Genomic DNA, 23,844 nt, shown 5'->3' on the forward strand with positions numbered 1-23,844 from the left:
CCTGGTCGGTCCGGCCGCCTATCCTGGGGGCGGACGGCGACTAGGGGGAGCACGTGCTGGTCATCCACGGGCTGTGGTTGCCTGGCGGCAGCTCGACCGGCGGCCTTGCCGTCTGGGCCGAGGACAGCGCCGCACCGATCCCCACACCGCGTCCGGGCCGGCCGGCCCGGGAACGCCCGCACCCCTTCGCCGCCGGGCATGCCGACCTGGCCGGCCTCCTCGCCGAGGCCGCCGAGCCGACCCGGCTGGACAGCGCCCTGCTCACCCTGCCCACCCTGGCCGGCGCGCCGACCGACTCACCCGAGCTGATCCGGACCACCGTCGCACCTGCGGCCCGCGGCCGGCTCACCCTGGCCGGGTGGCGGGTCCCCATCCTGGTGTACGCCCCGGACGCCGCCCTGCCGCTGCTCCGCTCCCTGGACGACATCCCGGCGGTACCCGGGGCCACGCTGCGACACCTCGCCGAACTTGCCGACTTCGCCGCCGACCTGGTGACCCGTGGCCGCACCCTCCCCGGCGTACGCACGACGACGGGTGACCAGACGCCCGATGCCGGCACGACGACGGGTGACGTGGCGGCGTCGGGCGATGCCGTGTCGGTGCCCGCGCAGGCGGTCTGGCGTCCGCTGCTGACCGGCACCGACGCCGCCTGGGCGCGGTCGCTGGCGCTGGCCCTGCCACCCGCCGCCCGAGCCGCCGTCCCGTCGTCGCCGAGCGCCGCCGTCGGTCAGTCACCCGCTGCCCCGCTGTCGGCGTCCGCCGCCGCTGTTGGTCCGCCGCCCAGCGGGGCCGCCACGGCCACAAGTTCGGACCGGCGCGAGCTGAGCGCGGCCGAGCTGGTCGCGGACGCGCTCGACGCGTTGACCGACGCCGCCGCGCGGGGCGCGCTCGCCACCACCACCCTGGCCCGGGGGCTGCGCCCGGGTGGCCCGGCACCGGCCTGGTTGGCCGCGCTCGCCGGCCCACGACGGGACTTCACCATCGACCCGGTCGGGCTGGCCACCCTCTCCGCCGAACTGGACGCCTGGCAGCGGGACGCCGCCGGTGGCCCGGTGCGGGCCAGTTTCCGGCTTGTCGAACCGGCCCCCGACGAGGTCACCGAACCGTTCCTGGCCACCCGGGCGGTGCCCGCCGACAGCGCGCCGGTGCCGGTCGACAGCGCGCCCGTGCCGGTCGGGTCGACAGGCGGCGGGCGTTGGCGGCTGGAGTTCGGGTTGCAGGCCGCCGACGAGCCCGGCCTGCACGTCGACGCCGGGGAGGTCTGGCGCGCGCCGCAGACCCTCGGCGGCCTGGTCGGCCGTACGACGAGTCCGCAGGAGACACTCCTCGCCGAGCTGGGCCGGGCCAGCCGGCTCTGGCCGGACCTGGACACCGCACTGCGTACCGCCGCCCCGGAGGCGATGGAGCTGGACGTCGAGGGGGCGCACCGATTCCTCAGTGCGGGCGCCCCGGTGCTGCACGCGGCCGGTTTCGGGGTGCTGCTGCCGTCCTGGTGGCAGCGTCCGTCGGCGCGACTGGGCGCCCGGTTGCGGGCCCGCAGCCGCACCGCGCCGGGCACGGTGGGCGGCACCGAGGCCGGTGTCGGTCTGGACGCCCTCGTCGACTACCGCTGGGAGATCGCGCTCGGCGACCATCCGCTGACCGCCGAGGAGATGGCCGCGCTGGCCGAGATGAAGACCCCGCTGGTGCGGCTGCGCGGCCGGTGGGTGGAACTGGACCCGGGGCGGCTCGCCGCCGGTCTGCGCCTGCTCCGCTCCACGGGTGAGTTGAGCGTCGCCGACCTGCTCCGCCTCGGGCTGGCCGACGGCGAGGCGACCGGCGCGCTGCCGGTGCTCGAGGTGAGCGCCGACGGGGCGCTCGGCGATCTGCTCGCCGGCGCGGTCGAGCGGCGGCTCACCCCGCTGGACCCGCCGCCGGGTTTCATCGGGACGCTGCGGCCGTACCAGCAGCGGGGGTTGGCCTGGTTGGCCTTCCTCCGTTCGCTGGGCCTGGGCGGTGTGCTCGCCGACGACATGGGGTTGGGCAAGACGGTGCAACTGCTCGCGCTGCTCGCCGGGGACCCGCCGGAGGCCGGGCCGACCCTGCTGGTCTGTCCGATGTCGCTCGTCGGCAACTGGCAGCGGGAGGCGGCCCGGTTCACGCCGCGGCTGCGGGTGCACGTACACCATGGTGCCGAGCGGGCCCGGGGGGCGGATTTCACCGCGGCCGCGCACGACGCGGACCTGGTCCTCACCACCTACTCGGTGGCCGCCCGCGATGCCGTCGACCTGGCCGGCATCGACTGGCACCGGGTGGTGGTGGACGAGGCGCAGGCGATCAAGAACGCGTCGACCCGACAGGCCGAGGCGGTGCGCGCGCTGCCCGCCCGGCAGCGGGTGGCGGTGACCGGTACGCCTGTGGAGAACCGCCTCGCGGACCTCTGGTCGATCATGCAGTTCGCCAACCCGGGTCTGCTCGGGCCGGCCGCGACGTTCCGCAAGCGGTTCGCCGAGCCGATCGAGCGGCACGGTGACGCCGAGGCCGCCGAACGGCTGCGCCGGATCACCGGCCCGTTCGTGTTGCGCCGGCTCAAGACCGACTCGTCGATCATCTCGGACCTGCCGGAGAAACTGGAGATGGAGGTGCTCTGCAACCTCACCGCCGAGCAGGCCGCGCTGTACCGGGTGGTGGTCGACGACATGCTCGCCCGGATCGAGACCAGCGACGGCATCGAGCGACGCGGCCTGGTGCTGGCCACCATGACCCGGCTCAAGCAGGTCTGCAACCACCCCGCCCAACTGCTGCGCGACGGCTCAGCGCTGGAGGGCCGCTCCGGCAAGCTGGAACGGCTCACCGAGATCCTGGAGGAGGTGCTGGCGGCGGGGGAGCGGGCGCTGCTCTTCACCCAGTACGCCGAGTTCGGTGCGATGTTGCGCGGTCACCTGTCGGCGCGGTTCGGTCGGGAGGTGCTGTTCCTGCACGGCGGCCTCGGCAAGGCCGAGCGGGATGCCCTGGTGCAGCGTTTCCAGTCGGCCGAGGGTCCGCCGCTGTTCGTCCTGTCCCTCAAGGCTGGCGGCACCGGGCTGACCCTGACCGCCGCGAACCACGTGGTGCACGTGGACCGGTGGTGGAACCCGGCGGTCGAGGACCAGGCCACCGACCGGGCGTTCCGGATCGGGCAGCGCCGACGGGTGCAGGTCCGCAAGTTCGTCTGCGCCGGCACGGTCGAGGAGAAGGTGGCCGCGCTCATCGCCGACAAGCGCAGCCTCGCCGAGCGGGTGGTCGGCACAGGTGAGCAGTGGATCACCGAGCTGTCCACCGGGCAGTTGCGGGACCTGTTCGCCCTGGAAGCCGGGGCGGTGGTGGAGTGAGCGAGCGAACCGTGAGCGACTTCGCCGACTACGGGCGTCCACGTCGGGTCGACGGGGGTCTGCGAGCGCGTAGCGCCCGGGGCGCGATCGGCCGGTCCTGGTGGTCACGGCGGTTCCTGGAGGTGCTGGAGTCGTTCGCGCTCGGCACCCGGTTGACCCGGGGCCGGTCGTACGCGCGGGCCGGTCAGGTGCTCACCCTCGACATCGCACCCGGGCGGGTCAGCGCGGTGGTGCAGGGCTCCCGGCCGAAGCCGTACCAGGTGTCGATCGCGCTGAGCCCCTTCCCGGCCGTGCTCTGGTCCCGGATCGAGGCCGAGCTGGCCGGGCAGGCGTTCTTCAGCGCCCGGCTGCTCGCCGGGGACCTCCCCGACGAGTTGGAGGAGCTGTTCGCCGCCGCCGGCGCGCCGCTCTTCCCGGCCGGTGTGGACGAGCTGACCCAGCGCTGCAACTGCCCCGACTTCGCGGTGCCCTGCAAACACCTCGCGGCGACGTTCTACCTGCTGGCCGAGGCGTTCGACGCGGACCCGTTCGAGCTGCTGCACTGGCGCGGTCGGTCCCGCGCGGAGTTGCTCGACGAACTCCGCGCCCGCCGCGTGGCCACCACCGGGGCCACGCCACCGCAGTCGTCTGCCGAACCACCGTCCGAACCGGACTGTGCGGCGGCGGTGGTCGACGTCGCCGCGCCGGTCGGTGCCGCCCGTGCGCTCACCGGGTTGTCGGCGACGCCGCTCGCGGAAGCGGCGGACCGGTTCTGGTCGGCGCCGGTGCCGTTGCCGGATCGGCCGCCCCGACTGGTGACCGGCACCGATCTGCTGCTGCGCCAGCTCGGAGCGCCCGCCCCGGCCATCGGTGGGCCGGGACTGCTCGAACGGTTGCGCCGCGCGTACCGGGCGTTCGGTCCGGCCGACAGCTGAGCGGTCAAGCGGGTGAGCCGTCACGTCCAGCGGCGGCGGAAACGCCACATGATCGCGGCGTTGGCCACCAGCACCACCGCGCAGATCGCTCCGGTCATCCGACCGGCGAACACGGCTATCGCGGGCAGCGACGCCCACAGCACGATGGTCAACAACATCAGGTAGCGGCCTCTGCGGGCCCGGACCCGATGATCCAGCCGCTTGAAGAAGGCCGGGTCACTCTCGCGGAGCTGACGGGTGATCTGGTCGAATCTGCGCTGATCCTCTTTGCTGAGCATGGCGCTGCCTTCCCCTCACGCGTTCAGCGGTTCGGCGGCATACCCGCAACGGTGGCGGCTCACGCTCACCCGCTCCTGCTACTTTTCCCGCCACGCGAGCGCGCCTCATGTCCGGCTTACTCCCACCTTAAGTTTGCCTTTGGTGGTGAACGCCGCCGAAAGCGTCGCGTACGGGTGCGCGGTCCGATCCGTCCCCGCGTGCCGTGCGTACGCCCTGCTGGGAAGGTCTGCGGACGGACCCACCCCACCGCCCGCTGCCGAGCTGGTACTGAACGCTGTCTTAAGTGCCCGCACGAGGGTGTTCCGCCCACCTTGAAGGGCCCTGAGGGCTTGGTTACCTTGCCGTAGCAACCCCCCTCAGGCAACAGTCGCCGCACCTGCCGCACCTGCCCGGCAGCAGTCTTCGGCGCTCATCAGAAATCGGGATTGGTACATGGCCGACCAGAATGTGCCACCACGTCGACCGCGGGACGACCGCGGTTGGGACGGACGCCAGAACCCCAACGCGGACGGCTACGGGCACCCCCACACGCCCGCGCCGTACGGCTACGACTCGCCCCACCCCTACCAGGGCGGCTACGCCGCGCAGGCCGACCCGCGCGAGCAGTACGCCGGGCAGCCCGCACCCGCCCCACGTGGTCCGCAGTGGGTCGGCCCGGAGGGCCTCGGCCGCCCGGCCCTGGCGAGCCCGGCCGGCGCCGGACTGCCCACCATCGACGATGACGACGAGCCGGGCCGCAAGGTCGGTCGTCGTAAGGCGATGGTGGCCCTCGGTGGCACCGCCGCCGTCGTCGCCGGTGGCGCGGCGCTCGCCATGACCCCGCAGATCCGTGGCCTCTTCGGCGACGAGGCGGCGGCCGGCGACGCGACCGGCAGCACGGTGACCGACGGCACCGCGGCGCGGCCCAGCGGCCAGCAGCCGAGCACGGTGCGTACCTACACCGAGCAGAACGAGAGCTACATGGGCTCGCGGGCCGGTGAGGCGCTGAAGAAGAACGCGCCGGCCGGCGGGCGGAGCTTCGCCGGCCCGGCCGCGGCCGCGGCGGCGACCAAGGTGACCGTGAAGACGGTGCTGGCCAAGGACCCGATCCTGCACCTGGCCCGGCGTGCCACCTTCGGCGTGACGCCCGCAGTCGTCGCCGACATCAAGCGCGAGGGCATGGACGCCTGGATCCGCGCCCAGCTCGACCCGGACAAGTTGGAGCCGAGCAAGGGTGAGCTGAAGCTCGCCGAGCTGCCGACCCAGAAGCTCTCCGTGCAGCAGTTGCGCGACCAGCGGGACAAGCTCAACGAGCAGGACGCCCAGCCGGAGCGGGAGATGGTGGACGCCACCATCGCCCGGCAGATCTGGTCCAAGCGCCAACTGTTCGAGGTCATGGTCGACTTCTGGAACGACTTCCTGCACGTCGCCGCGGACTTCGACGGCGGCGAGACGTACCGCAACTCCTTCGACCAGGACGTCATTCGTAAGCACGCCCTGGGCAGCTACCCCGAGATGCTCGTCGCCGCGAACAAGCACCCGGCGCTGCTGATCTACCTGAACCAGAAGGACTCCCGCAAGGACGCGATCAACGAGAACCTCGCCCGGGAGAACCTCGAGCTCTACTCGGTCGGCGTCGACGGCGGCTACAAGGAGCCGGACGTCCGGCAGGCCGCCATGTTGCAGACCGGCCGCGGTGTGGACGACAAGGGCAAGTACGTCTTCCGCCCCGAGCAGCACTACGTCGGCAAGGTGAAGATCCTCGGTTTCACCCACGCGAACAATTCGTCCGACCCGAAGAAGGCCGAAGCGGCGATCGACGCGTACATCACCTACATCGCGACGCACCCGTCGACCGCGAAGTACGTGGCGCAGAGCCTGGCCACCCGGTTCGTCTCGGACACCCCGCCGAAGTCCCTGGTGGACCGGCTGGCCAAGACGTACACCACCAACAAGGGCATGATCAAGCCGGTCCTGATGACGCTCTTCTGCTCCTCGGAGTTCTGGGCCGGTGTGGGGCAGAAGGTGCGCCGGCCGATGGAGTACCTCGTCGCCACGTACCGCACCCTGGGCGTCTCGCCCGAGGCGTCGCCGAAGCACAACAACGGCGACAGCAAGCGCACCGCGTACGCCCGGGGGCTGCGCCAGATCCACGACAAGATGCGCGAGCTGGGCCAGTCCCCGATGGGTCACCCGACCCCGGACGGCTACCCGGACGTCTACGTCGCGTGGACCTCGGCCGGCACCATGGTCAACGGCTGGAACGAGGCGGGCGAGATCCTCGCCGGCTACCGCACCACCTTCACGTACACGGCGCCGGAGAAGCTGGTCGCCAAGCCACCGGCGACGGCCGGGGCGTACGTGGACGCGCTCGCCCAGCGGCTGGTGGGCCAGAAGCTGAGCACGCGGGAGAAGAACCTCATCCTCGGCGTGGCCGGTGTGGCGGCGACCGCCAAGGTCGACGCCACGTTCAACGGGGCCATCACCGCCGTCGCGCGGGCGATCCTCGCTTCCCCCCAGCACCACCTCAGGTGAGGCACCCGATGGAGAAGACTGTGTACAACTCTTTCCCCCTGCACCCCGAATGCCCCGACGTGCGGGGGCTGGCCGACAACCCGGCCGAGGCCCTGCTGCGCGCCGAGGCCGACATCGTCGCCGCCGAGAACGCCGCCGAGTTCGACAGGTACCGCACCCTGGAGAACCTGGAGGAGGCCCAGCAGGACGGTCGCGGGGTGACCCGGCGGACCTTCGTCGCCGGTGCCGCGGCCACCGCCACCGCGCTGGCCACCGCCCAGTTCGTCACCACCTCGGCGTCGTTCGCGGCGACCAAGACCGGCACCCTGATCCACGTCTTCCTCTACGGCGGGCTGGACGGCCTGAGCCTGATCGCCCCGGACAACGACGCGGTGCTCAACAAGGCCCGGCCCGACCTGCTGCTCGGCAACGACTCGCTGGCCCTGGGCCGCGGCTTCAAGCTGACCGGCGCGTTCAAGCCGTTGGAGAAGTGGCTCACGGCCGGTCAGTTGGGCTTCATCCCGGCGGTCTCCGACGAGCGGCTGTCCCGCAGCCACTTCCAGGCCGCCGACGCCTGCAACCTGGGCGGGTTGCCCAACGAGACCGGCGGCCGGGGTTGGCTCGACGGTCTGGTCGACAACCTGGGCAAGGGCACCGCGTTCCGCAGCGTCGGCATCGGCAGCACGCTGCCCCGCTCGCTCGTCGGCAACAACGGCGCGCTCTCCCTGAACAACGTCGGCTCCCTGCGGCTCAACGGTGACGAGCGCTTCCGGGCCGCCACCGAGAAGGCCATCAAGGGGCTCTTCACCGGCATCAACCACCCGGTCGAGGAAGCCGTACAGGAGGGCATGGGCGCGCTCGCCACCGCGCAGAAGCTCGCCGCCAAGCCGTACCAGCCCGCCGAGGGCGTCACGTACGAGGGCGTCGGCAACGCGTTCCAGCAACTCGCGCAACTGATCAAGGGCGGCGCCAACGTCCGGGTCGCCACCGTCGGCATGGGCGGCTACGACACCCACGAGAACCAGGGCACCCGCGAGGGCGGCCAGCTGTACCGGCGGCTGAACGAACTGGCCAACGCGATGGCCGCCTTCTTCACCGACCTCGGCCCGAAGGCCGCCGACGTGACGATCATGGTGTCCAGCGAGTTCGGCCGGCGGGTCAGCTCCAACAACAACGGCACCGACCACGGGCACGGCGGAGTGGTCACCCTGCTGTCCGGCAAGAAGCTCGCCGGTTCGCTGCTCGGCACCTGGAACGGTCTGGACAAGCTGGACTCCGGTGACGTGCCCGAGTACAACAACATGTTCAACGTCTACGGCGCGGTGGCGCAGGGCCGGTTCGGGCTCACCAACGCGGAGGTCGACAAGGTCTTCCCCCGCCAGAAGTACGCCCCGATGAAGCTGTACGCGTGACGTATTCGCACACCCACGCCGCCGGCCGTCGTACCGGGACCTCGTCCCGGCACGGCGGCCGGTCGGCTGCGCCCGTACCCCCGCAGATCCCGGCCCGGCGCGGACCCGGCGGCCGACGGTTGCTGGGCGTGCTGCTCCTGGTCGGCCTGCTCGCCAGCGTGCTGCCCTGGTGGCTGGGCACCCCCGCCGGATCGCTGCGGACCACCGCGGCCACCGTCACCGCGGCCGGCCGGATCAGCGGCCTGGTCGCCGGCTACCTGCTGCTGGTACAGGTGCTGATGATGAGCCGGCTGCCGGTGCTGGAACGGTGGATCGGCGGCGAGCACATGGCCCGCTGGCACCGGGACATCGGTGCCACCCTGCTGGTCACCGTGCTGGCGCACATGTCGCTGATCCTGGTCGGGTACGCCGACCTGCGTAACCAGTCGATCCTCGCCGAGGTCGGCACGTTGCTCGGCGACTACGAGGACATGCTCTCGGCGTTCGTCGCCACCGGCATCATGGTGCTCGTCGGGTTCACAAGCGTCCGGGCGATCCGGCGGGCGCTGCCCTACGAGCTGTGGCACGCGCTGCACCTGTCCAGCTACCTGATCCTGCTGCTCGGCTACGGCCACCAGTTCACCCACGGCGCGCAGCTCTACAAGCCCGGCCCGGTGCGTACCGGCTGGATCGCGCTCTACCTGCTGGTGGTCGCCGCCCTGCTCTGGGGTCGGGTGATCACGCCGCTGGCGTTCAACCTGCGCTACCGGCTGCGGGTCGCCGACGTGGTCGCCGAAAGCCCCGACACCATCTCCATCTACCTCACCGGCGAGCGGCTCGGCCGGCTGGCGGTGCTCGGCGGCCAACACTTCCGCTGGCGGTTCCTCACCCGGGGCTGCTGGTGGCAGTCGCACCCGTTCTCCGTCTCCGCCGCCGCCAACGGCCGCTGGCTGCGGGTCACCGTCAAGATCGTCGGTAGTCACACCGCAGACCTGCGCGACCTGGAGCCCGGCACCCGGGTCTGGGCCGAAGGCCCGTCGGGCACCTTCACCGCCGCACACCGACTCCGCGAACGCGCGCTGCTGATCGCCGGCGGCAGTGGCATCACGCCGATCCGGGCGATGCTCGAGGAACTGCCACCGGGAGCGGCGCTGATCTACCGGGCCCGCACCCCGGCCGACGTGCTGCTCAGTCGCGAGTTGGACTGGCTGGCCCAGGAACGCGACACCGCCGTCTGGTACGTCATCGGCTCCCGCGACGACCCCGGCCCCCGCCAGCTCATGAGCCCGGACGGGCTGCGTCAACTCGTGCCCGACGTGGCCCGCCGCGACGTCTACCTGTGCGGGCCGCCCGGGTTGGTGGAACAGTCGGTGCGGGCACTGCGGCGGGCCGGCGTGCCCCAGCGGCAGATCCACCTGGCCACGTTCGAGCTGTAGGAAGGGCACCCCCATGCGTCGCGCGCTCCTCGCGATCACCGGCCTGGCCGCCAGCACCACAGCGCTTGTGGTGTTCAAGGGCTCACCGGCCCCCACCCAGGTCGCCCAGAACCTGCCCACCACCCAACCGGTCGACCCCTCCGGGCCCGGCGTCGACCCCGGCACGCCGGAGCCCGAAGCGGCGGACGGCTCGCCGACCGCGTCGGTGAGCGCCAAGCCGTCGACGTCACCCAAGCCCGGCAAGAGCACCGCGCGTCCATCGGGCACCAGGACGACGAAGGCCCCCAGCGCTCCACGGACCACCACCAAGGCACCCCAGTCGACCACCCGCCGGGTCACCGGCAGCGGCTTCGAGAACGAGTACGGGTACGTGCAGGTCCAGATCGTCGTCACAGGCAACAAGATCGTCGAGGCCGTCGCGCTGTCGCTGCCCAGCGGAGGTGAGTCCGACATCCACAGCGGCGACGTCCGTAACCGCTACGACGGCGGCGGCGGCGAGGTGGTGCGGAAGCAGAACGCCAACCTCGACACCGTCTCCGGGGCCACCGAGACCAGCAACTCCTACAAGCAGTCGCTGCGCTCCGCCATCGAGCAGGCGTTCTGACATGCGGGCCACGCTGACCCGACCCGGGCTGTGCCGGGTCGAGCAGATCATGGGTACGGCGATCACCCTGGACCTCGCCGACGACCTGCCCCCGGCGACCCTGCGCGAGCTGGCCGACGACGTCTTCGCCTGGATGCGTGAGGTGGACGCGCGGTTCAGCACCTACCAGCCCGACAGTGAGGTGTGCCGCTTCGACCGGGGTGAGGTGCTGCTCTCCGAGGCGTCCGCGGACCTGCGCCACGTGCTGGAGACCTGTGCCGACCTGTGGGGCGCCACCGACGGGTTCTTCGACGCGTACGCCACCGGCCGGCTCGACCCGTCCGGCTTCGTCAAGGGCTGGGCGGCTCAGGTCGCCTCGGACCGACTCGTCGCCGCCGGAGCCGTCAACCACTGCGTCAACGCCGGCGGTGACGTACGGGTGCGGGGCCTGTCACCATCGGGGGAGCCGTGGCGCATCGGCATCCGACACCCGTGGGACGCGATGGCGGCCTGCCTGGTGCTCACCGGGACCGACCTGGCGGTGGCCACCTCCGGCGTCTACGAGCGCGGCCGACACGTGCTGGACCCCCGCCGGGGCGCGCCGGCACGTGGGTTGCGCTCGGTGACCGTGGTCGGCACCGACCTCGGGGTGGCCGACGCGTACGCCACCGCCGCCCTCGCCATGGGCACCCCCGGCCTCAACTGGCTGGCCCGCCTGGACGACCACACCCACGCGGCGATAACCGACAACGCCCGCCAGCACCACTCCATCGACCTACCCCTGACCGACTGACCTCCTCAGCCCCCTGAGGCTCGGCCCCTCGGGCTCCCCCCGCACCCCGGGCGCCCTCACACCCGCACGCCGCTCTGCACCCCCACACGCGCCCGCACGCCGCTCCGCACCCCCACACGCGCCCGCACGCCGCTCCGCACCCCCTCGCGCCCGCGATCTTGCAGGTTCTGTTGGCGGTTCGTCCTATTCCGAGGAGATTGTCGCGACAGGAAGTGCAAGATCGCGGGCGCGGGCGCGGGCGTGGGCGCGGGCGCGGGCGGGGTTAGCGGACGGGGCGGTGGGTGCCGGCTGGGCGGGAGCCGGTGGGGCGTGGGCGGCCGGGGCGGGAGCCGGCCGGTCGGGTGCCGGCCCAGCGGTGTCGTGGGTGGTTGCGCCGGGGCGGCTCGGTGCCGCCGGGGTGAGGCGCTCTGTCGTTGCTGGACATCGGTCCCCCGTTCGTGGCGCGCGTCGGCGCTCTTCCCCTGTCAACGAGGACCGGCGGCCCGGCGACGCTGTCGGGCACCTGATCGAATCGTCGGTCGGGCGGCTGTCACATGCCTCGTCGGGGCAGCGGCAGGTGGCCGGGGAGCAGGTCGGGGGCGAGGGTCACCCCGGCGGCGCGCAGCGCCCCGATCAACGTGTTCTGCACGAGGTACGAATCCGGTAGTTGCCAGCGGGCCTGCTCCGGTGCGACCGCCCAGCGGACCGTGCCCTCCGGCAGCCGGGTGGGCGGCGCGGGAATCCACGAGCCGGGGCCGTGCCGGACCACGTGGAAGCAGTGCTCCAACTCGGGTCGGAGCGGATCACCGGGGCGGACCAGGAACATCCACCGCCCGGTGGGCGTGACGAGCACCGGCCCGCGTACGCCGGTGCCGGCCGGGTGGGTCTGCACCGCGTCGAGCACGTGCCGGCCGAGGTGGGCGGGCACCTCAAGCACGTCGAACGCCCGGCCGGTGGGCAGCAGCACCCCGTGTGGTCGGCTCCGCCACCAGGTTGCCACCCGGGCCGGGTCGGCGCTGGCGGCGAGTTCCCAGTTCTCCAGGGCGGGGTGACAGCCCACTGTGGGGCAACCGGCCCGGCCACACACGAAGCGGCTGCGGGCCAGGCAGGCGCCGGGGGTCACCTCCCAGCCGTGTACGGCGTACCGGATGGCGACCCGGCGCAGCCGGACCCGTTCCAGCGGCGACAGTTCGGCAACGCGCGGTCCGACATTCCCCCACATGTGTGCCAAATCCTCTCGTCGGGCCCGGCGTTCGCCAGGTCGAATGTCGAGCACCGTCACTGCCGTAACCCACGATCGTTGAGGTTGACGAACGGCCCGTGCAACTTGCACGAAAAGTACGAGGACCAGCTGTACGGCTGACGCACATCCTGTGCGACCAGCCGAAACATGAAAATGAACGGCAGTCGCCGCACCCGCGGACATCGCCCCGACTCGATTGGTTGTCGGTGGCAGGGGAGGATGGGGAGATGGACGAGCTACCCATAGGACGGCGAGTGGCCTACTGGCGGGGGCGGCGCAAGATGTCGCAGCAGGTCTTCGCGGACCGGCTCGGCAAGTCCAAGAGTTGGGTCGACAAGGTCGAACGCGGCGTCCGTCGGTTGGACAAGTTCTCCGTCCTCTACGAGATCGCCGACATCCTCCAGATGGACGTGCAACTGCTGATGGGCAAGGATCCGGAGCGGCGCGCCGACGCCCTCAACTGCATCGACCAGATCGAGGTGCAGGAGATTCGGGCGGCGCTGGAACGCTACGACTCGATGAGCGCGTACTTCGACGCGGTGCCGTTCCCGCCACCGATGGACGACATGCGCAAGGCCGTCAACCATGCCTGGCTCACCTACCAGTACGGCCGCTACGGGATGCTCACCCGGGCCCTGCCCAAGCTCCTGCGCGACGCCCAGGCGGCCGACGCCGCCTACGGCGGTGACCAAGCCGCTGAGGCGGCCCACCTGCTCGGCCAGGTCTACCAGATCGCCTCCTCGGTGCTGCGCAAGCTCGGCGAGTGCGAGCTCGCCTGGTTGGCCGCCGACCGGTCGATGGCAGTGGCACAGCGGGCCGACGACCCGCTGCTGGCCGGGATCGCCACCACCCGGGTGTGCAACGCCCTGGTCGCGATGGGGCGGGCCCGTCCGGCCCTGGAGCTGAACGTCCAGATCGCCAACCGGCTGGCACCGGGTGGCAGCAACGCGGTCTCCCCGGCCCGCCTCTCCGTCTACGGGATGCTGCTGCTCCAGGGCGCGATGGCCGCCTCCCGCATCGGCGACCAGGCGAGCGTCGACGACCTGATCAACTGTGCCCAGGAGGCCGCCACCCTGCTCGGCGGCGACCACAACCACTACTGGACGTCGTTCGGCCCGACGAACGTCGAACTGCACCGGGCCGCCGCGGCGGTGGAGCTGGGCGACGGAGGGCGGGCCGTGGAGGTGCACCAGCTGCGCATCGAGGAGCCCGCCTTCAACGCGCTGCTGCCCGAGCGCCGCGCCCACCACCTGCTCGACATCGCCCGCGGGTACGCGCAGATAGGCGACGTGGCGAACGCCGGCGAGATGCTGCTGCTCGGTGATCGCCTCGCCCCGTCCGAGATCCGCTGCCGGCCGATCGCGCACGAGGTGATGTCCGACATCCTCCGTCGCACACGTGGTGCGCCGCCTTCTCCGGTAGCGGAGTTGGCTGAGCACATGGGAGTAGGGGTATGAGCGCGGAGCCGGTCTGATGGCCGGTGCAGCGCGTAACAGCGGGCACCGGGAGGTGCTCTACGTCATCGCCTGCGGTTCGCCGCTGGCACGGCACGTCGGTCGTCTGGTCGACCTCGCCCAACGGGACGGTTGGGACGTCTGCGTGGTCACCACGCCGGACGGCGCGAAGTTCGTCGACCAGTCGGCCCTGATGCGGCAGACCGGCCACCCGGTGCGGACGCACTACAAGAATCCCGGCGACCCGGACGTGCTGCCGCCGGCCGACGCCATGATCGTCTGTCCGGCCACCGTCAACACGGTCAACAAGTGGGCGGCCGGGATAACCGACACCCTGGCGCTCGGGCTGCTGGTCGAGGCCCAGGGCAAGGGCGTCCCCATCGTCGCGGTGCCGTACACCAACGAGGCGATGGCCTGCCACCCGGCGTTCCGTGCCGGGGTGGCCCGGTTGGCCGAGTGGGGCGTCACGGTGCTCTTCGGCGACGACGTGATCGCTCTGCACCCACCCGGGACGGGGGAACAGCACCTGCACGCCTTCCCCTGGGCGATGCCGTTGGTCGCGCTGCAGACCGTCTCCTGGAACGCCGCCTAACGCACCCGGCGGTCCTTCCCGCCCGACGCGGCGGGGCCGGGTGTCACCGCCCGGTGGCCTCCACGCCGGTAAGCTGGCCCGCCATGAGCACAAGCGGGTCAGCCCTCACGGTGAGCGACGTGGTGGCCGAGCTGGAACGGCGCTTTCCGCCGGTCTGGGCCGAGGAGTGGGACCGGGTGGGCCTGGTGCTCGGCGAGCCCAGCGCCCCGGTCCGCCGGGTGCTCTGCGTGGTCGACGTGGTGCCCGAGACGGTCGACGAAGCCCTCGCCGCCGACGCGGACATGATCGTCTCGCATCACCCGCTGCTGCTGCGCGGGGTGTCGTCGGTCGCCGCGACGACCTTCAAGGGTCGGATCATCCACCGGTTGATCCGGGCCGGCGTGGCGCTCTACGCGGCGCACACCAACGCCGACGTGGCCTTCCCGGGCGTCTCGGACGCCCTCGCCGCCCGCTTCGGGCTCACCGACCTGCGTCCGCTCCAGCGGCCCGCGCCCGGCTCGCCCGCCCACGGTGACGACCGGGGGTTCGGCCGGATCGGCGAGCTGCCCCAGCCGATGACCCTCGACGAGTTGACCCGGCACGCCGCAGCCGTGCTCCCCGTCACGTCCTGGGGAGTTCGCGCGGCGGGGGATCCCGGGCGTATGGTTCGTACCCTCGCCGTCAGCGGCGGGTCGGGGGACAGCTTCCTCGGCGCCGCGACTGCCGCCGGGGTGGACGCGTTCCTCACCGCCGACCTGCGGCACCACCCGGCCGGCGAGCACCTCGCCGCCGATGGTCCCGCTCTGATCGACGCCGCCCACTGGGCGACCGAACGACCGTGGCTGGACGACCTGGCTGCCTTCCTCCGGGAGGCGCTCGACGTCGAGACGCTGGTGTCCGACCTGGACACCGACCCGTGGACCGTGCACGCCGCCGCACCAGTTGTGGACGACAAGGAGCCCGACCGTGAAGGCTGACCCTCAGGTGCAGCGCCGCCTGCTCGACCTCCAGGCGATCGACACCAACCTCGCCCAGCTCGCCCACCGCAGGCGCTCGCTGCCCGAGCGGGCCGAGCTGGAGTCGCTGGCCCGCGAGCTGTCGTCGATGGAGGACGACCGGGTCCGCGCCCAGGTGGCGGTGGACGACCTGGACCGGGACATCGCCCGGTTGGAAAAGGACGTCGAGCAGGTCCGGGCCCGCAAGGAGAAGGACGAGAACCGGCTGGCCGCCGGCACCGGGCCGGCCCGGGAGCTGGAGGCGCTCCAGCACGAGCTGGTTTCGCTGAAGCGGCGCCAGGGCGACCTGGAGGACGCTGAGCTGGAGCTGATGGAGCAGCGGGAGACCGCGCAGGGTGTCCTGGACGGCGTGGAGGCGCGGCTGGCCGAGGCGCGGGACAAGCGGGCCGCGACCGAGCAGCGCCGCGACGACGCGCTTGCCGAGATCGCCAAGGATGAGGAGTTCAAGCGGGGGGCGCGTCAGCCGCTCGCCGCCGACCTCCCGAGCGATCTGGTCAACCTCTACGACAAGATCCGCGAGGACACCGGGTTGGGTGCCGCGCTGCTCACCGCGGGCCGCTGCGGCGGGTGCCGCCTGGAGCTGTCCGGCGCCGACCTGGCCCGGATCCGCAAGGCCGCCCCCGACGACGTGGTCCGCTGCGAGGACTGCCGGCGCATCATGGTCCGCACCAACGAGTCGGGCCTGTAGGTCGTGGCGCCGCGCGTCGTCTCCATCGAGGCCGACGGTGGGTCCCGGGGCAACCCCGGCCCCGCCGGCTACGGCGCGGTGGTCCGTGACCCGGAGACCGGCGAGGTGCTCGCCGAGCGCTCCGAGTCGCTCGGCACCGCCACCAACAACGTCGCGGAGTACCAGGGCCTGATCGCCGGGCTGACCGCCGCCGCCGAGCTGGGCGCCGCCGAGGTGGACGTCCGGATGGACTCCAAGCTGGTGGTCGAGCAGATGTGCGGCCGGTGGCAGATCAAGCACCCCGGCCTGCGGCCCCTCGCCGCCCAGGCCGCCGCGCTCGTGGGCCGGTTCACCGCGGTCCGGTTCAGCTGGATCCCGCGCGAGCAGAACCGGCACGCCGACGCCCTCGCCAACGCCGCCATGGACGCCGCCGCCGGTCGTCCCCCGGCGACCGCGGCCCCCGAGCGTCAGGCGCCGGCCGCGGCCACCGGTCGCCCCGCGCCGGCTGCTGCCGGGCAGCCCGCCACCGGCAGCGACCCGGCGACCGCGCCAGCCTCCTGGGAGCCCCGGCCGACCTTCACCGCCACCCGGCTGATCCTGGTCCGGCACGGCGAGACCCCGTACACCGAGCAGCGGCGCTACTCCGGGCGCGGCGACGTGCCGCTCTCCGAGCGGGGCCGCGCCCAGGTGCAGGCCACCAGCGCCCGGGTGGCTGAGCTGGCTCCGTCCGTCGCGGCCGTGCTCAGCTCACCGTTGTCCCGGTGTACGGCGACCGCGGCGTCGATCGCCGGCGCGCTCGGTGACGTGCCGGTGCGCACCGAGGACGACCTGATCGAGTGCGACTTCGGCCAGTGGGAGGGGCGTACCTTCGCCGAGGTGCGCCAGCAGTGGCCGGGGGAGATGGACGCCTGGCTCGCCTCACCCCGGGTCGCGCCGCCGGGCGGGGAGTCGTTCACCCACGTGGCCGAGCGTGCCAACCGGGTCGTCGGTGGGCTGCTCACCGCGTACCCCGGTGAGACCGTGGTGGTCGTCTCGCACGTCTCGCCGATCAAGCTGGTGCTGCGCGACGCCCTGGCGGCCGGTGACGGCTTCCTGCACCGGCTCTTCCTGGACGCGGCCGGTATCTCGGTGCTCGACATGTGGCCCGACGGCGGCGTGGCCGTGCGTACGGTCAACGACACCGCCCACCTCGCCGCGCTCTGATGCGGGCGGCGTCATTCGGCGCACCGCACTTGCCGCTCGGCGCACGATTCGCCGTTCGGGTCGCGTGACGGCCATCACAGGGTCGTAGCCTCCGGCCGTTGCATCGAGAGCCTCGACCACCGGAGGTCTGTCACATGGCTGCACCCGAACCGGAGGCGCCACGCACGGCGCCGACCAGGGCGAAGGACCACAGCCCCTGGAACTGGTTGCTCTTCATCCCGATCGTGGTGCCGCTGGTGCCGATCTTCTTCAACGGCGACTCGCCCCGCGTCTTCGGCTTCCCGCGCTTCTACTGGCTGCAACTGGCCTTCATCCTGCTCGGCGTCGGCACCACCACGCTGGTCTACCAGATGACGAAGAAGCGGGGTGACTCCTGATGTGGCGCGACCATCTCACCGAGATCATCGTCTTCTCTGTGCTGTTCCTCCTGGTCAGCGTGATGGGCTTCGTGGCCGCCAGGTGGCGGGCGCCGAAGGACATGGCACACCTGGACGAGTGGGGGCTGGGCGGGCGCAGCTTCGGCGGCTGGATCACCTGGTTCCTGGTCGGCGGTGACCTCTACACCGCGTACACCTTCGTGGCGGTGCCGGCGTTGATGTTCGGTGCCGGTGCGGCCGGGTTCTTCGCCGTGCCGTACACCATCGTCATCTACCCGCTGGTCTTCCTGGTGCTGGTGCGGCTCTGGTCGGTGTCGCACCGGCACGGCCTCGTCACCCCGGCCGACTTCGTCCGCAAGCGCTTCGACTCGCCGGTGCTGGCACTGCTCATCGCGATCACCGGCATCGTCGCCACCATGCCGTACATCGCCCTGCAGTTGGTCGGCATCGAGGCGGTGCTCAAGACGATGGGCGTGACCGGCGACAACGCCTTGGCCCGGCACCTGCCGATCATCATCGCGTTCGCCATCCTGGCCGCCTACACGTACCAGTCGGGGCTGCGAGCGCCGGCGCTGATCGCGTTCGTCAAGGACAGCCTGATCTACATCGTCATCCTGGTGGCGGTCATCTACCTGCCGTACAAGCTGGGCGGCTGGGGTGACATCTTCGCCGCCGCGGACGCGAAGTTCGACGCCTCGCCCAACCCGAACGACGGCATCCTGCTCAACGGCAACAACCAACTCCAGTACGTCACGTTGGCGCTCGGGTCGGCGTTGGCGCTGTTCCTCTACCCGCACAGCATCACCGGTGTGCTGGCCAGCAGGAACCGCGACGTGATCAAGCGGAACATGTCGGCGCTGCCCGCGTACAGCCTGCTGCTCGGTCTGATCGCCCTGCTCGGCTACATGGCCATCGCGGCCGGCGTGAAGCCGCTGCCGGGTGCCAAGGAGGGCACGGTGGACAGCAACACCGTCGTGCCGCTGCTGTTCGACCAGCAGTTCCCGGACTGGTTCGCCGGTGTCGCGTACGCGGCGATCGGCATCGGGGCGCTGGTGCCCGCGGCGATCATGTCGATCGCGGCGGCGAACCTGTTCACCCGCAACATCTACAAGGAGTACCTGAAGCGGGACGCCTCGCCGGCCCAGGAGGCGAACGTCTCGAAGATCACCTCACTGGTGGTGAAGGTCGGCGCGGTGGCCTGCATCGTCTTCCTCGACCCGCAGTTCTCCATCGACCTCCAGCTGATCGGTGGCGTGATCATCCTGCAGACGCTGCCGGCGGTGGCGCTGGGCCTCTACACCCGCTGGTTCCACCGCACCGGCCTGATCGTCGGCTGGGCGGCCGGCATGGGCCTGGGCATGTGGATGCTCTACCAGGTGGCCAGCCCGACCCGGAAGCACTTCGGCGGCTCGGCGTTCCCGCTGTCGGAGTTCGGGTTCGACACCACCAGGACGATCTATGTCGGCATCGTGGCGGTGGCGGTCAACCTGGCCGTGGCGGCCCTGGTGACGTTGGCGCTGCGGGCCGCGAAGGCGGACGACGGAGTCGACGGCACCGAGCCGGACGACTACTTCGCCGACGAGGGCGACCCCCGCGTCACCCCGGGCGCCGACCGCGACGCCGACTCGGCCCGCGAGCCGGTCGCCTGACCCCGGCCCCCGCACGGTTTTCCGCGTCGATCATGGAGTTGTGGTGCCTGGTTGATGGCTGTTCACGGCAGTCGTCCCCCACCACAACTCCATGATCGACGAAGCCTGGGCATCACGAGCCCTCGTGGACCGACTCGCGCCGGGCCGCTGACCCGATCCCCTGGAGGGCGAGGGTCAGCAGTTGTTCCGCCTTGGCCGCGCCCATCGGTTGCGCCGCGAGTGAGATGCCGTTGGCGAGGATCATCAGGTCGGCCATGGTGATGTCGGGCCGTACCGAACCCTCGTCGACCGCTCGACCCAGCAGTGGTTCACCGGCGGCGACGAGCGTCGCGCCGCAGGTATCGGACTCCTCGGGCGGCTCGTTCAGGAGCGAGTCCGCGAGGCCGCGGGTTGTCGTGGCGTACGCGGTCACCTCGTGCAGCCAGGTCGTCAGCGCGTCCAGCGCGTCCGGCGCGTCGAGCAGATCTCCGGCGCGCGCCGCCAGGTTACGGACACATCCACCGAAGACCGCCTGGAGCAGTGACCACCGGGTGGGGAAGCGTCGGTGCAGGGTCGCCGAACCGACCCCGGCGGATCGGGCGATCTCCTCCAGCGAGGCGTACGCGCCGTCGCGGGCGATCGCCTCGGACGCTGCCGCGACGATGAGGTCGTAGTTGCGCTGCGCGTCCGCTCTCATGGCCCGCCTTGCAGAAGTGGGGTGGTCCCCCGTATCGTAGCCGACGGGAAGTGGGGGGAGGCCCCACTTATTCTCAGGAGGCATCGTGGCTGTTCTCGTCATCGGCGCGACGGGCAAGCAGGGCGGGGCGACGGCCCGAGCGCTGCTCGATCGTGGCGTCCCGGTCCGCGCCCTGGTCCGCGATCCCGGAGCCGACAGCGCCCAGGCTCTGCGGGAGCGCGGCGCCGAACTGGTCACCGGCAACCTGGACGACGCCGACTCGCTGCTCGCCGCGGCGGACGGGATGAACGGCCTCTTCTCCATCCCGTATCCCGACGTGACGAACATGCAGGGCGACGCCGAGGTGACCCGCGGCCGCAACGTCGTCGAGGCGGCGCGCCGGGCCGGCGTGACGCACGTGGTGCACAGCAGTGTCTCGGGTGCCGGCGACTTCCACCGCAGTCAGCCCGGCTGGGCCGAGGGTCGGTGGGACAGGCACTACTGGGAGAGCAAGGCGGCAATCGACGAGATGGTGCGCTCGGGTGGTTTCGCGCACTGGACGGTCCTGAAGCCCTCGACTTTCATGGAGAACCTGGTCGGCTGGTCCTACCTCTTCGGCGACTGGTCCAGCGGCACGATCATCACCGGCTTCGCCGAAGACACGCGCATACCGTGGATCGCCGTCGACGACATCGGCGAAGCGGCGGCGACCGCGTTCACGAACCCGGGGAAGCTCGACGGCCTGGACGTCGAACTCGCCGGCGACCTGCTCACCATGACCGAGGTCGCGGCCATCCTGAGTGACGTCACCGGCCGGGCGATCACCGCGCCCGTGCTCACCCCGCAGGAGGCCGTCGAGCGCGGCCTGCTGCCCGCCATGGTCAACGCGGTCGAGCGGATCAACGAGATCGGAAGCCCCGCCCGTCCGGAGACGACCCGTGCCCTCGGCCTGCCGGCCACCGACTTCCGCACCTGGGCCCGCCGAACGTTCTCCTGAAACCGATCTTGGAAGATCGCGCCGATCTTGCAGTTTCGGTCGTCGATACAAGCGAAATGCCTGATGTGTCGCGACAGAAAGTGCAAGATCGCCGAGCAGGGGGAGGGCGCGACGCCACCACGCGGGGTCAGCGGGGGCGGTTGCGATTTACCAGGGCCTGGTTGAGGCGACCCAGCAGGGCCGCGAGCGTGTCCCGGTCCTCGCTGCTCCAGTCGCCGAGCATGTCGCCGTAGAGCCGGGTGCGGGCGGCCTGCACGGCGGCCATCCGCTGGAGACCGGCCAAGGTGGGGGAGATGACCGTGCCGCGGCCGTCGGAGGGGTCGGGGGTACGGGTGATCAGGCCGTCGCGCTGAAGCGCGGACACCTGCCGGGTGACCGTGGAGCCGTCCAGGTTGAGGCGGGCGGCGAGCGCCGAGACGTTCTGCGGGCCGGCGTCGGCCAGGTGGCGCAGGATGACGTACGCCGCCCGGTCCAGCACCCGGTGCTCGGCGGTGCCGGTAGCCCGCCGGGTGGCCTCGCCGAAGCGCATCAGCAGGGCCACCTCGGTCTCGATCCGGCCGAGGGTGCTCTCGTCGTGGTCATCGCTCATAGCTGTATGATACAGAGTAAATACCTGTACGATGCAGCTATCTGAGGAGTCGGAGTGGATCGGCGTTCCGAACCGAACCGCAGTGCCATCTACGCCACCACGCTCGTGGCCTTCCTCGCCATCGCCGGCATCGCCGTCGTCGACCCGATCCTGCCCGCCATCGGTGAGGCGATCGGCGTCACCGCCTGGCAGGTCGAGCTGCTGTTCACCGCGTACATCGCGGTCATGGCCCTGGGCATGATCCCGGCGACGCTGGCCAGCGGCCGATTCGGCTTCAAGCCGGTGCTCATCACCGGCGTCTCCGTGGTCGGCCTCGCCGCCATCCTCGCCTCGTTCAGCGACAACATCGTGCAGCTCTCCGTGCTGCGCGGCGTCTGGGGGCTGGGCAACGCGATGTTCTTCGCCACCGCCATGGTGGTGCTCGTCAACCTGGCCGTCGACCGGGAATGGGTGGTGGGCCTCTTCGAGACAGCCCTCGGCCTCGGCTTCGCCGTCGGACCACTGATCGGCGGCCTGCTCGGCGAGGTCAGCTGGCGGCTGCCGTTCTTCGTCTGCGGCGTCTTCATGGTCCTCGCCCTCGGCGTGGCCGCCCGCAAACTGCGCGAACCCACAAACCGGCAGGCCCCGGTACGCGTCGGCCAGATCTTCGCCACCTACCGCCGCCCGGCGTTCATCGCCCTCTGCGCGGTGACCGCCGCGTACAACTTCGTGTTCTTCGTGGTGCTCGGCTACACGCCGCTCTTCCTCAAGCTGGACATCATCCCGCTGGGGCTGGCGTTCACCGGCTGGGGTCTCGGCCTGGCCACCGGCATCCTGGTGATCGGTCACCGGCTGGCCCACCGCATCGGCGCGGTGCAGACCGTCGGCGTGGCCATCGCCGGGCTGCTGGTCTGCATGGTCCTCTTCGCCACCTCCGGCAGCACCGCCGAGGCGCTGGTGGTGCTGGTGCTCGCCGGACTCTGCATGGGCCTGGCCAACGCCAACCTCACCGACCTGGCGCTCGGCCTCGGCTCCACCGACCGGCGCGTCGCCACCGGCGCGTTCAACCTGGTCCGCTGGGGCGCCGCCGCACCGGCACCGATCATCTCCGGCAAGCTCGCCGAGCAGTCCCTGGCACTGCCGTTCTGGGTCGGCTTCGGGGTGCTCGCCGTCGGCGTGCTCGTCTACCTGGCCTTCGCGCACGTGATGGCCGCCGGCTACGGCGAACGGGTGCTCTGGTCCCGCTGGAACCGCGCCGCCGCGAGCGCCGAGAACACCGCCGAAGAGCCGGTCGGCGAGACCTACTGACCCGCCGGGGCATTGGGGCGGGCCGGGTTTGAGGGGGAGGCGCGGACCTCAGTGCAGGGCGCGCCAGAGCAGGTAGAGGCCGATCGTCGTACCGAACACGACGATCACCGTCTTCAGCACCACCGACGGCAGCCGACGGACGAGCCGCGCGCCCGCGTACCCCCCAATCAGGGTGGCGGGCGCGACCACCGCGACCACCGCCCAGTTCAAGGGGCCGAACAGGGCGAACACCACCAGCGTCGTGCACCCCACCACCGCGGAGAGCAGATTCTTGATCGCGCTCACCCGGGCCAGGGTCGCGTCCAACACCAGGGCCAGCCCGGCCACCAGCATCACCCCGAGGGCGGCACCGAAGTACCCGCCGTACATCGCGCCGAGCGCGACCATCGTCTGCACCGCGACCGTCCGCTGGCGTGGCGACATGTCCCGGGGGTGACCGACCAGCCGACGCAGCGGGTCCTGGAAGGCCAGCACGGCGGTCGCGCCGAGGACCAGAAAGGGTACGACCAGCTCGAACGCGCGGGCTGGAGTGGCCAGCAGCAGCAACGCCCCGAGAATGGTGCCCACGATGGTGGTGGGCACCAGCGTGGCCAGGGCACGGGGGCGCGGCAGGTCCTGCCGGCTGCCCGCCACGCTCGCCACATATCCGGGGAAGACGGCGACGGAGTTGCTGACGTTCGCCGGCACCGGAGGCAACCCGACTGCGATCATCGCCGGAAAGGTGATCAACGATCCGCCACCGGCCACCGCGTTGACAGTGCCAGCGGCGAGACCGGCGGCGAGCAGCAGCGCGGCGTGGGAGAGATCCATAGCCCCACGAGGCTAGCCGTCGGCCTCCGAGGCGGCTTCGCCGGACCGGCGGTGAGCTGCGCGATCTTGTCCAGGCGGGGCGGCAATACCGGCAACACGCTCGTCGTT

At 71.7% G+C, this 23,844-nt stretch carries 21 protein-coding genes; 16 read left to right on the plus strand and 5 right to left on the minus strand.

Annotated features, from left to right (window positions below; genetic code table 11):
• The first annotated feature begins 53 nt into the window (after positions 1–53).
• Positions 54–3,350: a DEAD/DEAH box helicase gene (locus tag AB0C15_RS19620; protein WP_357353827.1), complete on the plus strand. Its 3,297-nt coding sequence runs from the start codon at positions 54–56 to the stop codon at positions 3,348–3,350.
• Positions 3,347–4,264: an SWIM zinc finger family protein gene (locus tag AB0C15_RS19625; RefSeq protein ID WP_357353829.1), complete on the plus strand. Its 918-nt coding sequence runs from the start codon at positions 3,347–3,349 to the stop codon at positions 4,262–4,264. The genes AB0C15_RS19620 and AB0C15_RS19625 overlap by 4 nt, the downstream gene beginning before the upstream one ends.
• A 20-nt stretch (positions 4,265–4,284) precedes the next feature.
• On the opposite strand, the gene AB0C15_RS19630 is transcribed toward AB0C15_RS19625, so the two are convergent.
• On the minus strand, positions 4,285–4,542 hold the full coding sequence (locus tag AB0C15_RS19630) for a DUF3040 domain-containing protein (protein WP_357353831.1): 258 nt from the start codon (positions 4,540–4,542) through the stop codon (positions 4,285–4,287).
• 433 nt (positions 4,543–4,975) lie between these two features.
• Between AB0C15_RS19630 and AB0C15_RS19635 the strand changes: the two genes are divergently transcribed.
• Genes AB0C15_RS19635 through AB0C15_RS19655 form a run of 5 tightly spaced genes read left to right on the plus strand, consistent with a single transcriptional unit; the run spans position 4,976 to position 11,239 of the window.
• On the plus strand, positions 4,976–7,057 hold the full coding sequence (locus AB0C15_RS19635) for a DUF1800 domain-containing protein (protein WP_357353833.1): 2,082 nt from the start codon (positions 4,976–4,978) through the stop codon (positions 7,055–7,057).
• A gap of 8 nt (positions 7,058–7,065) precedes the next feature.
• On the plus strand, positions 7,066–8,448 hold the full coding sequence (locus AB0C15_RS19640; RefSeq protein WP_357353834.1) for a DUF1501 domain-containing protein: 1,383 nt from the start codon (positions 7,066–7,068) through the stop codon (positions 8,446–8,448).
• A complete protein-coding gene (locus AB0C15_RS19645) occupies positions 8,445–9,863 on the plus strand; it encodes a ferredoxin reductase family protein (RefSeq protein ID WP_357353836.1) in 1,419 nt (472 codons plus the stop codon). The genes AB0C15_RS19640 and AB0C15_RS19645 overlap by 4 nt, the downstream gene beginning before the upstream one ends.
• A gap of 13 nt (positions 9,864–9,876) precedes the next feature.
• Entirely contained in the window at positions 9,877–10,467 is a 591-nt protein-coding gene (locus AB0C15_RS19650) for an FMN-binding protein (protein ID WP_357353838.1), read from the plus strand.
• 49 nt (positions 10,468–10,516) lie between these two features.
• Positions 10,517–11,239: an FAD:protein FMN transferase gene (locus AB0C15_RS19655; protein WP_357353954.1), complete on the plus strand. Its 723-nt coding sequence runs from the start codon at positions 10,517–10,519 to the stop codon at positions 11,237–11,239.
• A 529-nt stretch (positions 11,240–11,768) separates the two neighbouring features.
• Here AB0C15_RS19655 and AB0C15_RS19660 read toward each other — a convergent pair.
• Positions 11,769–12,440 carry a bifunctional DNA primase/polymerase gene (locus AB0C15_RS19660; protein WP_357353840.1) on the minus strand — a complete coding sequence of 224 codons (672 nt, stop codon included), beginning with the start codon at positions 12,438–12,440 and terminating at the stop codon, positions 11,769–11,771.
• 248 nt (positions 12,441–12,688) lie between these two features.
• Here AB0C15_RS19660 and AB0C15_RS19665 point away from each other — a divergent pair, with 248 nt between their 5' ends.
• From AB0C15_RS19665 to mctP, 7 genes are all read left to right on the plus strand, one after another.
• Complete coding sequence (locus AB0C15_RS19665) at positions 12,689–13,918, plus strand: helix-turn-helix domain-containing protein (RefSeq protein ID WP_357353842.1); 1,230 nt, start codon at positions 12,689–12,691, stop codon at positions 13,916–13,918.
• A 16-nt stretch (positions 13,919–13,934) separates the two neighbouring features.
• Positions 13,935–14,507, plus strand: a complete 573-nt coding sequence (locus tag AB0C15_RS19670) for a flavoprotein (RefSeq protein WP_357353844.1) — start codon at positions 13,935–13,937, stop codon at positions 14,505–14,507.
• 83 nt (positions 14,508–14,590) lie between these two features.
• Positions 14,591–15,463, plus strand: coding sequence for a Nif3-like dinuclear metal center hexameric protein (locus tag AB0C15_RS19675; RefSeq protein WP_357353846.1), 873 nt, complete (start codon positions 14,591–14,593; stop codon positions 15,461–15,463).
• Entirely contained in the window at positions 15,453–16,190 is a 738-nt protein-coding gene (locus AB0C15_RS19680; RefSeq protein ID WP_357353848.1) for a C4-type zinc ribbon domain-containing protein, read from the plus strand. The genes AB0C15_RS19675 and AB0C15_RS19680 overlap by 11 nt, the downstream gene beginning before the upstream one ends.
• Positions 16,191–16,193: 3 nt before the next feature.
• The gene (locus AB0C15_RS19685; RefSeq protein ID WP_357353850.1) at positions 16,194–17,372 is read left to right on the plus strand and encodes a bifunctional RNase H/acid phosphatase; all 1,179 of its coding nucleotides are present in this window, start codon (positions 16,194–16,196) and stop codon (positions 17,370–17,372) included.
• A gap of 134 nt (positions 17,373–17,506) precedes the next feature.
• Positions 17,507–17,749, plus strand: coding sequence for a DUF3311 domain-containing protein (locus AB0C15_RS19690; protein WP_357353852.1), 243 nt, complete (start codon positions 17,507–17,509; stop codon positions 17,747–17,749).
• Positions 17,749–19,398: a monocarboxylate uptake permease MctP gene (gene mctP / locus AB0C15_RS19695; protein ID WP_357353854.1), complete on the plus strand. Its 1,650-nt coding sequence runs from the start codon at positions 17,749–17,751 to the stop codon at positions 19,396–19,398. The genes AB0C15_RS19690 and mctP overlap by 1 nt, the downstream gene beginning before the upstream one ends.
• A 112-nt stretch (positions 19,399–19,510) precedes the next feature.
• Here mctP and AB0C15_RS19700 read toward each other — a convergent pair whose 3' ends face one another.
• Positions 19,511–20,074: a helix-turn-helix domain-containing protein gene (locus AB0C15_RS19700; RefSeq protein WP_357353856.1), complete on the minus strand. Its 564-nt coding sequence runs from the start codon at positions 20,072–20,074 to the stop codon at positions 19,511–19,513.
• Between the two features lie 85 nt (positions 20,075–20,159).
• Here AB0C15_RS19700 and AB0C15_RS19705 point away from each other — a divergent pair, with 85 nt between their 5' ends.
• Positions 20,160–21,050, plus strand: coding sequence for an NmrA/HSCARG family protein (locus AB0C15_RS19705; protein ID WP_357353858.1), 891 nt, complete (start codon positions 20,160–20,162; stop codon positions 21,048–21,050).
• Between the two features lie 127 nt (positions 21,051–21,177).
• On the opposite strand, the gene AB0C15_RS19710 is transcribed toward AB0C15_RS19705, so the two are convergent.
• Positions 21,178–21,639, minus strand: coding sequence for a MarR family transcriptional regulator (locus tag AB0C15_RS19710; protein ID WP_357353860.1), 462 nt, complete (start codon positions 21,637–21,639; stop codon positions 21,178–21,180).
• Between the two features lie 54 nt (positions 21,640–21,693).
• On the opposite strand from AB0C15_RS19710, the gene AB0C15_RS19715 reads away from it, so the two are divergent.
• Complete coding sequence (locus AB0C15_RS19715; RefSeq protein ID WP_357353862.1) at positions 21,694–22,926, plus strand: MFS transporter; 1,233 nt, start codon at positions 21,694–21,696, stop codon at positions 22,924–22,926.
• Between the two features lie 48 nt (positions 22,927–22,974).
• Here the strand turns inward: AB0C15_RS19715 and AB0C15_RS19720 are convergent, their stop codons facing one another.
• Positions 22,975–23,736, minus strand: coding sequence for a sulfite exporter TauE/SafE family protein (locus AB0C15_RS19720; RefSeq protein ID WP_357353864.1), 762 nt, complete (start codon positions 23,734–23,736; stop codon positions 22,975–22,977).
• Positions 23,737–23,844 lie beyond the last annotated feature (108 nt).

It is taken from the genome of Micromonospora sp. NPDC048835 (assembly GCF_040649995.1).
Taxonomy (GTDB): Bacteria; Actinomycetota; Actinomycetes; order Mycobacteriales; family Micromonosporaceae; genus Micromonospora.

Excerpts from the sequence above, each read along its gene's own strand:
- AB0C15_RS19660 (WP_357353840.1), bottom strand. The coding sequence starts at position 12,440 with ATGTGGGGGAATGTCGGACCGCGCGTTGCCGAACTGTCGCCGCTGGAA.
- AB0C15_RS19700 (WP_357353856.1), bottom strand. The coding sequence starts at position 20,074 with ATGAGAGCGGACGCGCAGCGCAACTACGACCTCATCGTCGCGGCAGCG.
- AB0C15_RS19675 (WP_357353846.1), top strand. The coding sequence starts at position 14,591 with ATGAGCACAAGCGGGTCAGCCCTCACGGTGAGCGACGTGGTGGCCGAG.
- AB0C15_RS19665 (WP_357353842.1), top strand. The coding sequence starts at position 12,689 with ATGGACGAGCTACCCATAGGACGGCGAGTGGCCTACTGGCGGGGGCGG.
- AB0C15_RS19710 (WP_357353860.1), bottom strand. The coding sequence starts at position 21,639 with ATGAGCGATGACCACGACGAGAGCACCCTCGGCCGGATCGAGACCGAG.
- AB0C15_RS19635 (WP_357353833.1), top strand. The coding sequence starts at position 4,976 with ATGGCCGACCAGAATGTGCCACCACGTCGACCGCGGGACGACCGCGGT.
- mctP (WP_357353854.1), top strand. The coding sequence starts at position 17,749 with ATGTGGCGCGACCATCTCACCGAGATCATCGTCTTCTCTGTGCTGTTC.
- AB0C15_RS19650 (WP_357353838.1), top strand. The coding sequence starts at position 9,877 with ATGCGTCGCGCGCTCCTCGCGATCACCGGCCTGGCCGCCAGCACCACA.
- AB0C15_RS19720 (WP_357353864.1), bottom strand. The coding sequence starts at position 23,736 with ATGGATCTCTCCCACGCCGCGCTGCTGCTCGCCGCCGGTCTCGCCGCT.
- AB0C15_RS19655 (WP_357353954.1), top strand. The coding sequence starts at position 10,517 with ATGGGTACGGCGATCACCCTGGACCTCGCCGACGACCTGCCCCCGGCG.
- AB0C15_RS19630 (WP_357353831.1), bottom strand. The coding sequence starts at position 4,542 with ATGCTCAGCAAAGAGGATCAGCGCAGATTCGACCAGATCACCCGTCAG.
- AB0C15_RS19690 (WP_357353852.1), top strand. The coding sequence starts at position 17,507 with ATGGCTGCACCCGAACCGGAGGCGCCACGCACGGCGCCGACCAGGGCG.
- AB0C15_RS19640 (WP_357353834.1), top strand. The coding sequence starts at position 7,066 with ATGGAGAAGACTGTGTACAACTCTTTCCCCCTGCACCCCGAATGCCCC.
- AB0C15_RS19670 (WP_357353844.1), top strand. The coding sequence starts at position 13,935 with ATGGCCGGTGCAGCGCGTAACAGCGGGCACCGGGAGGTGCTCTACGTC.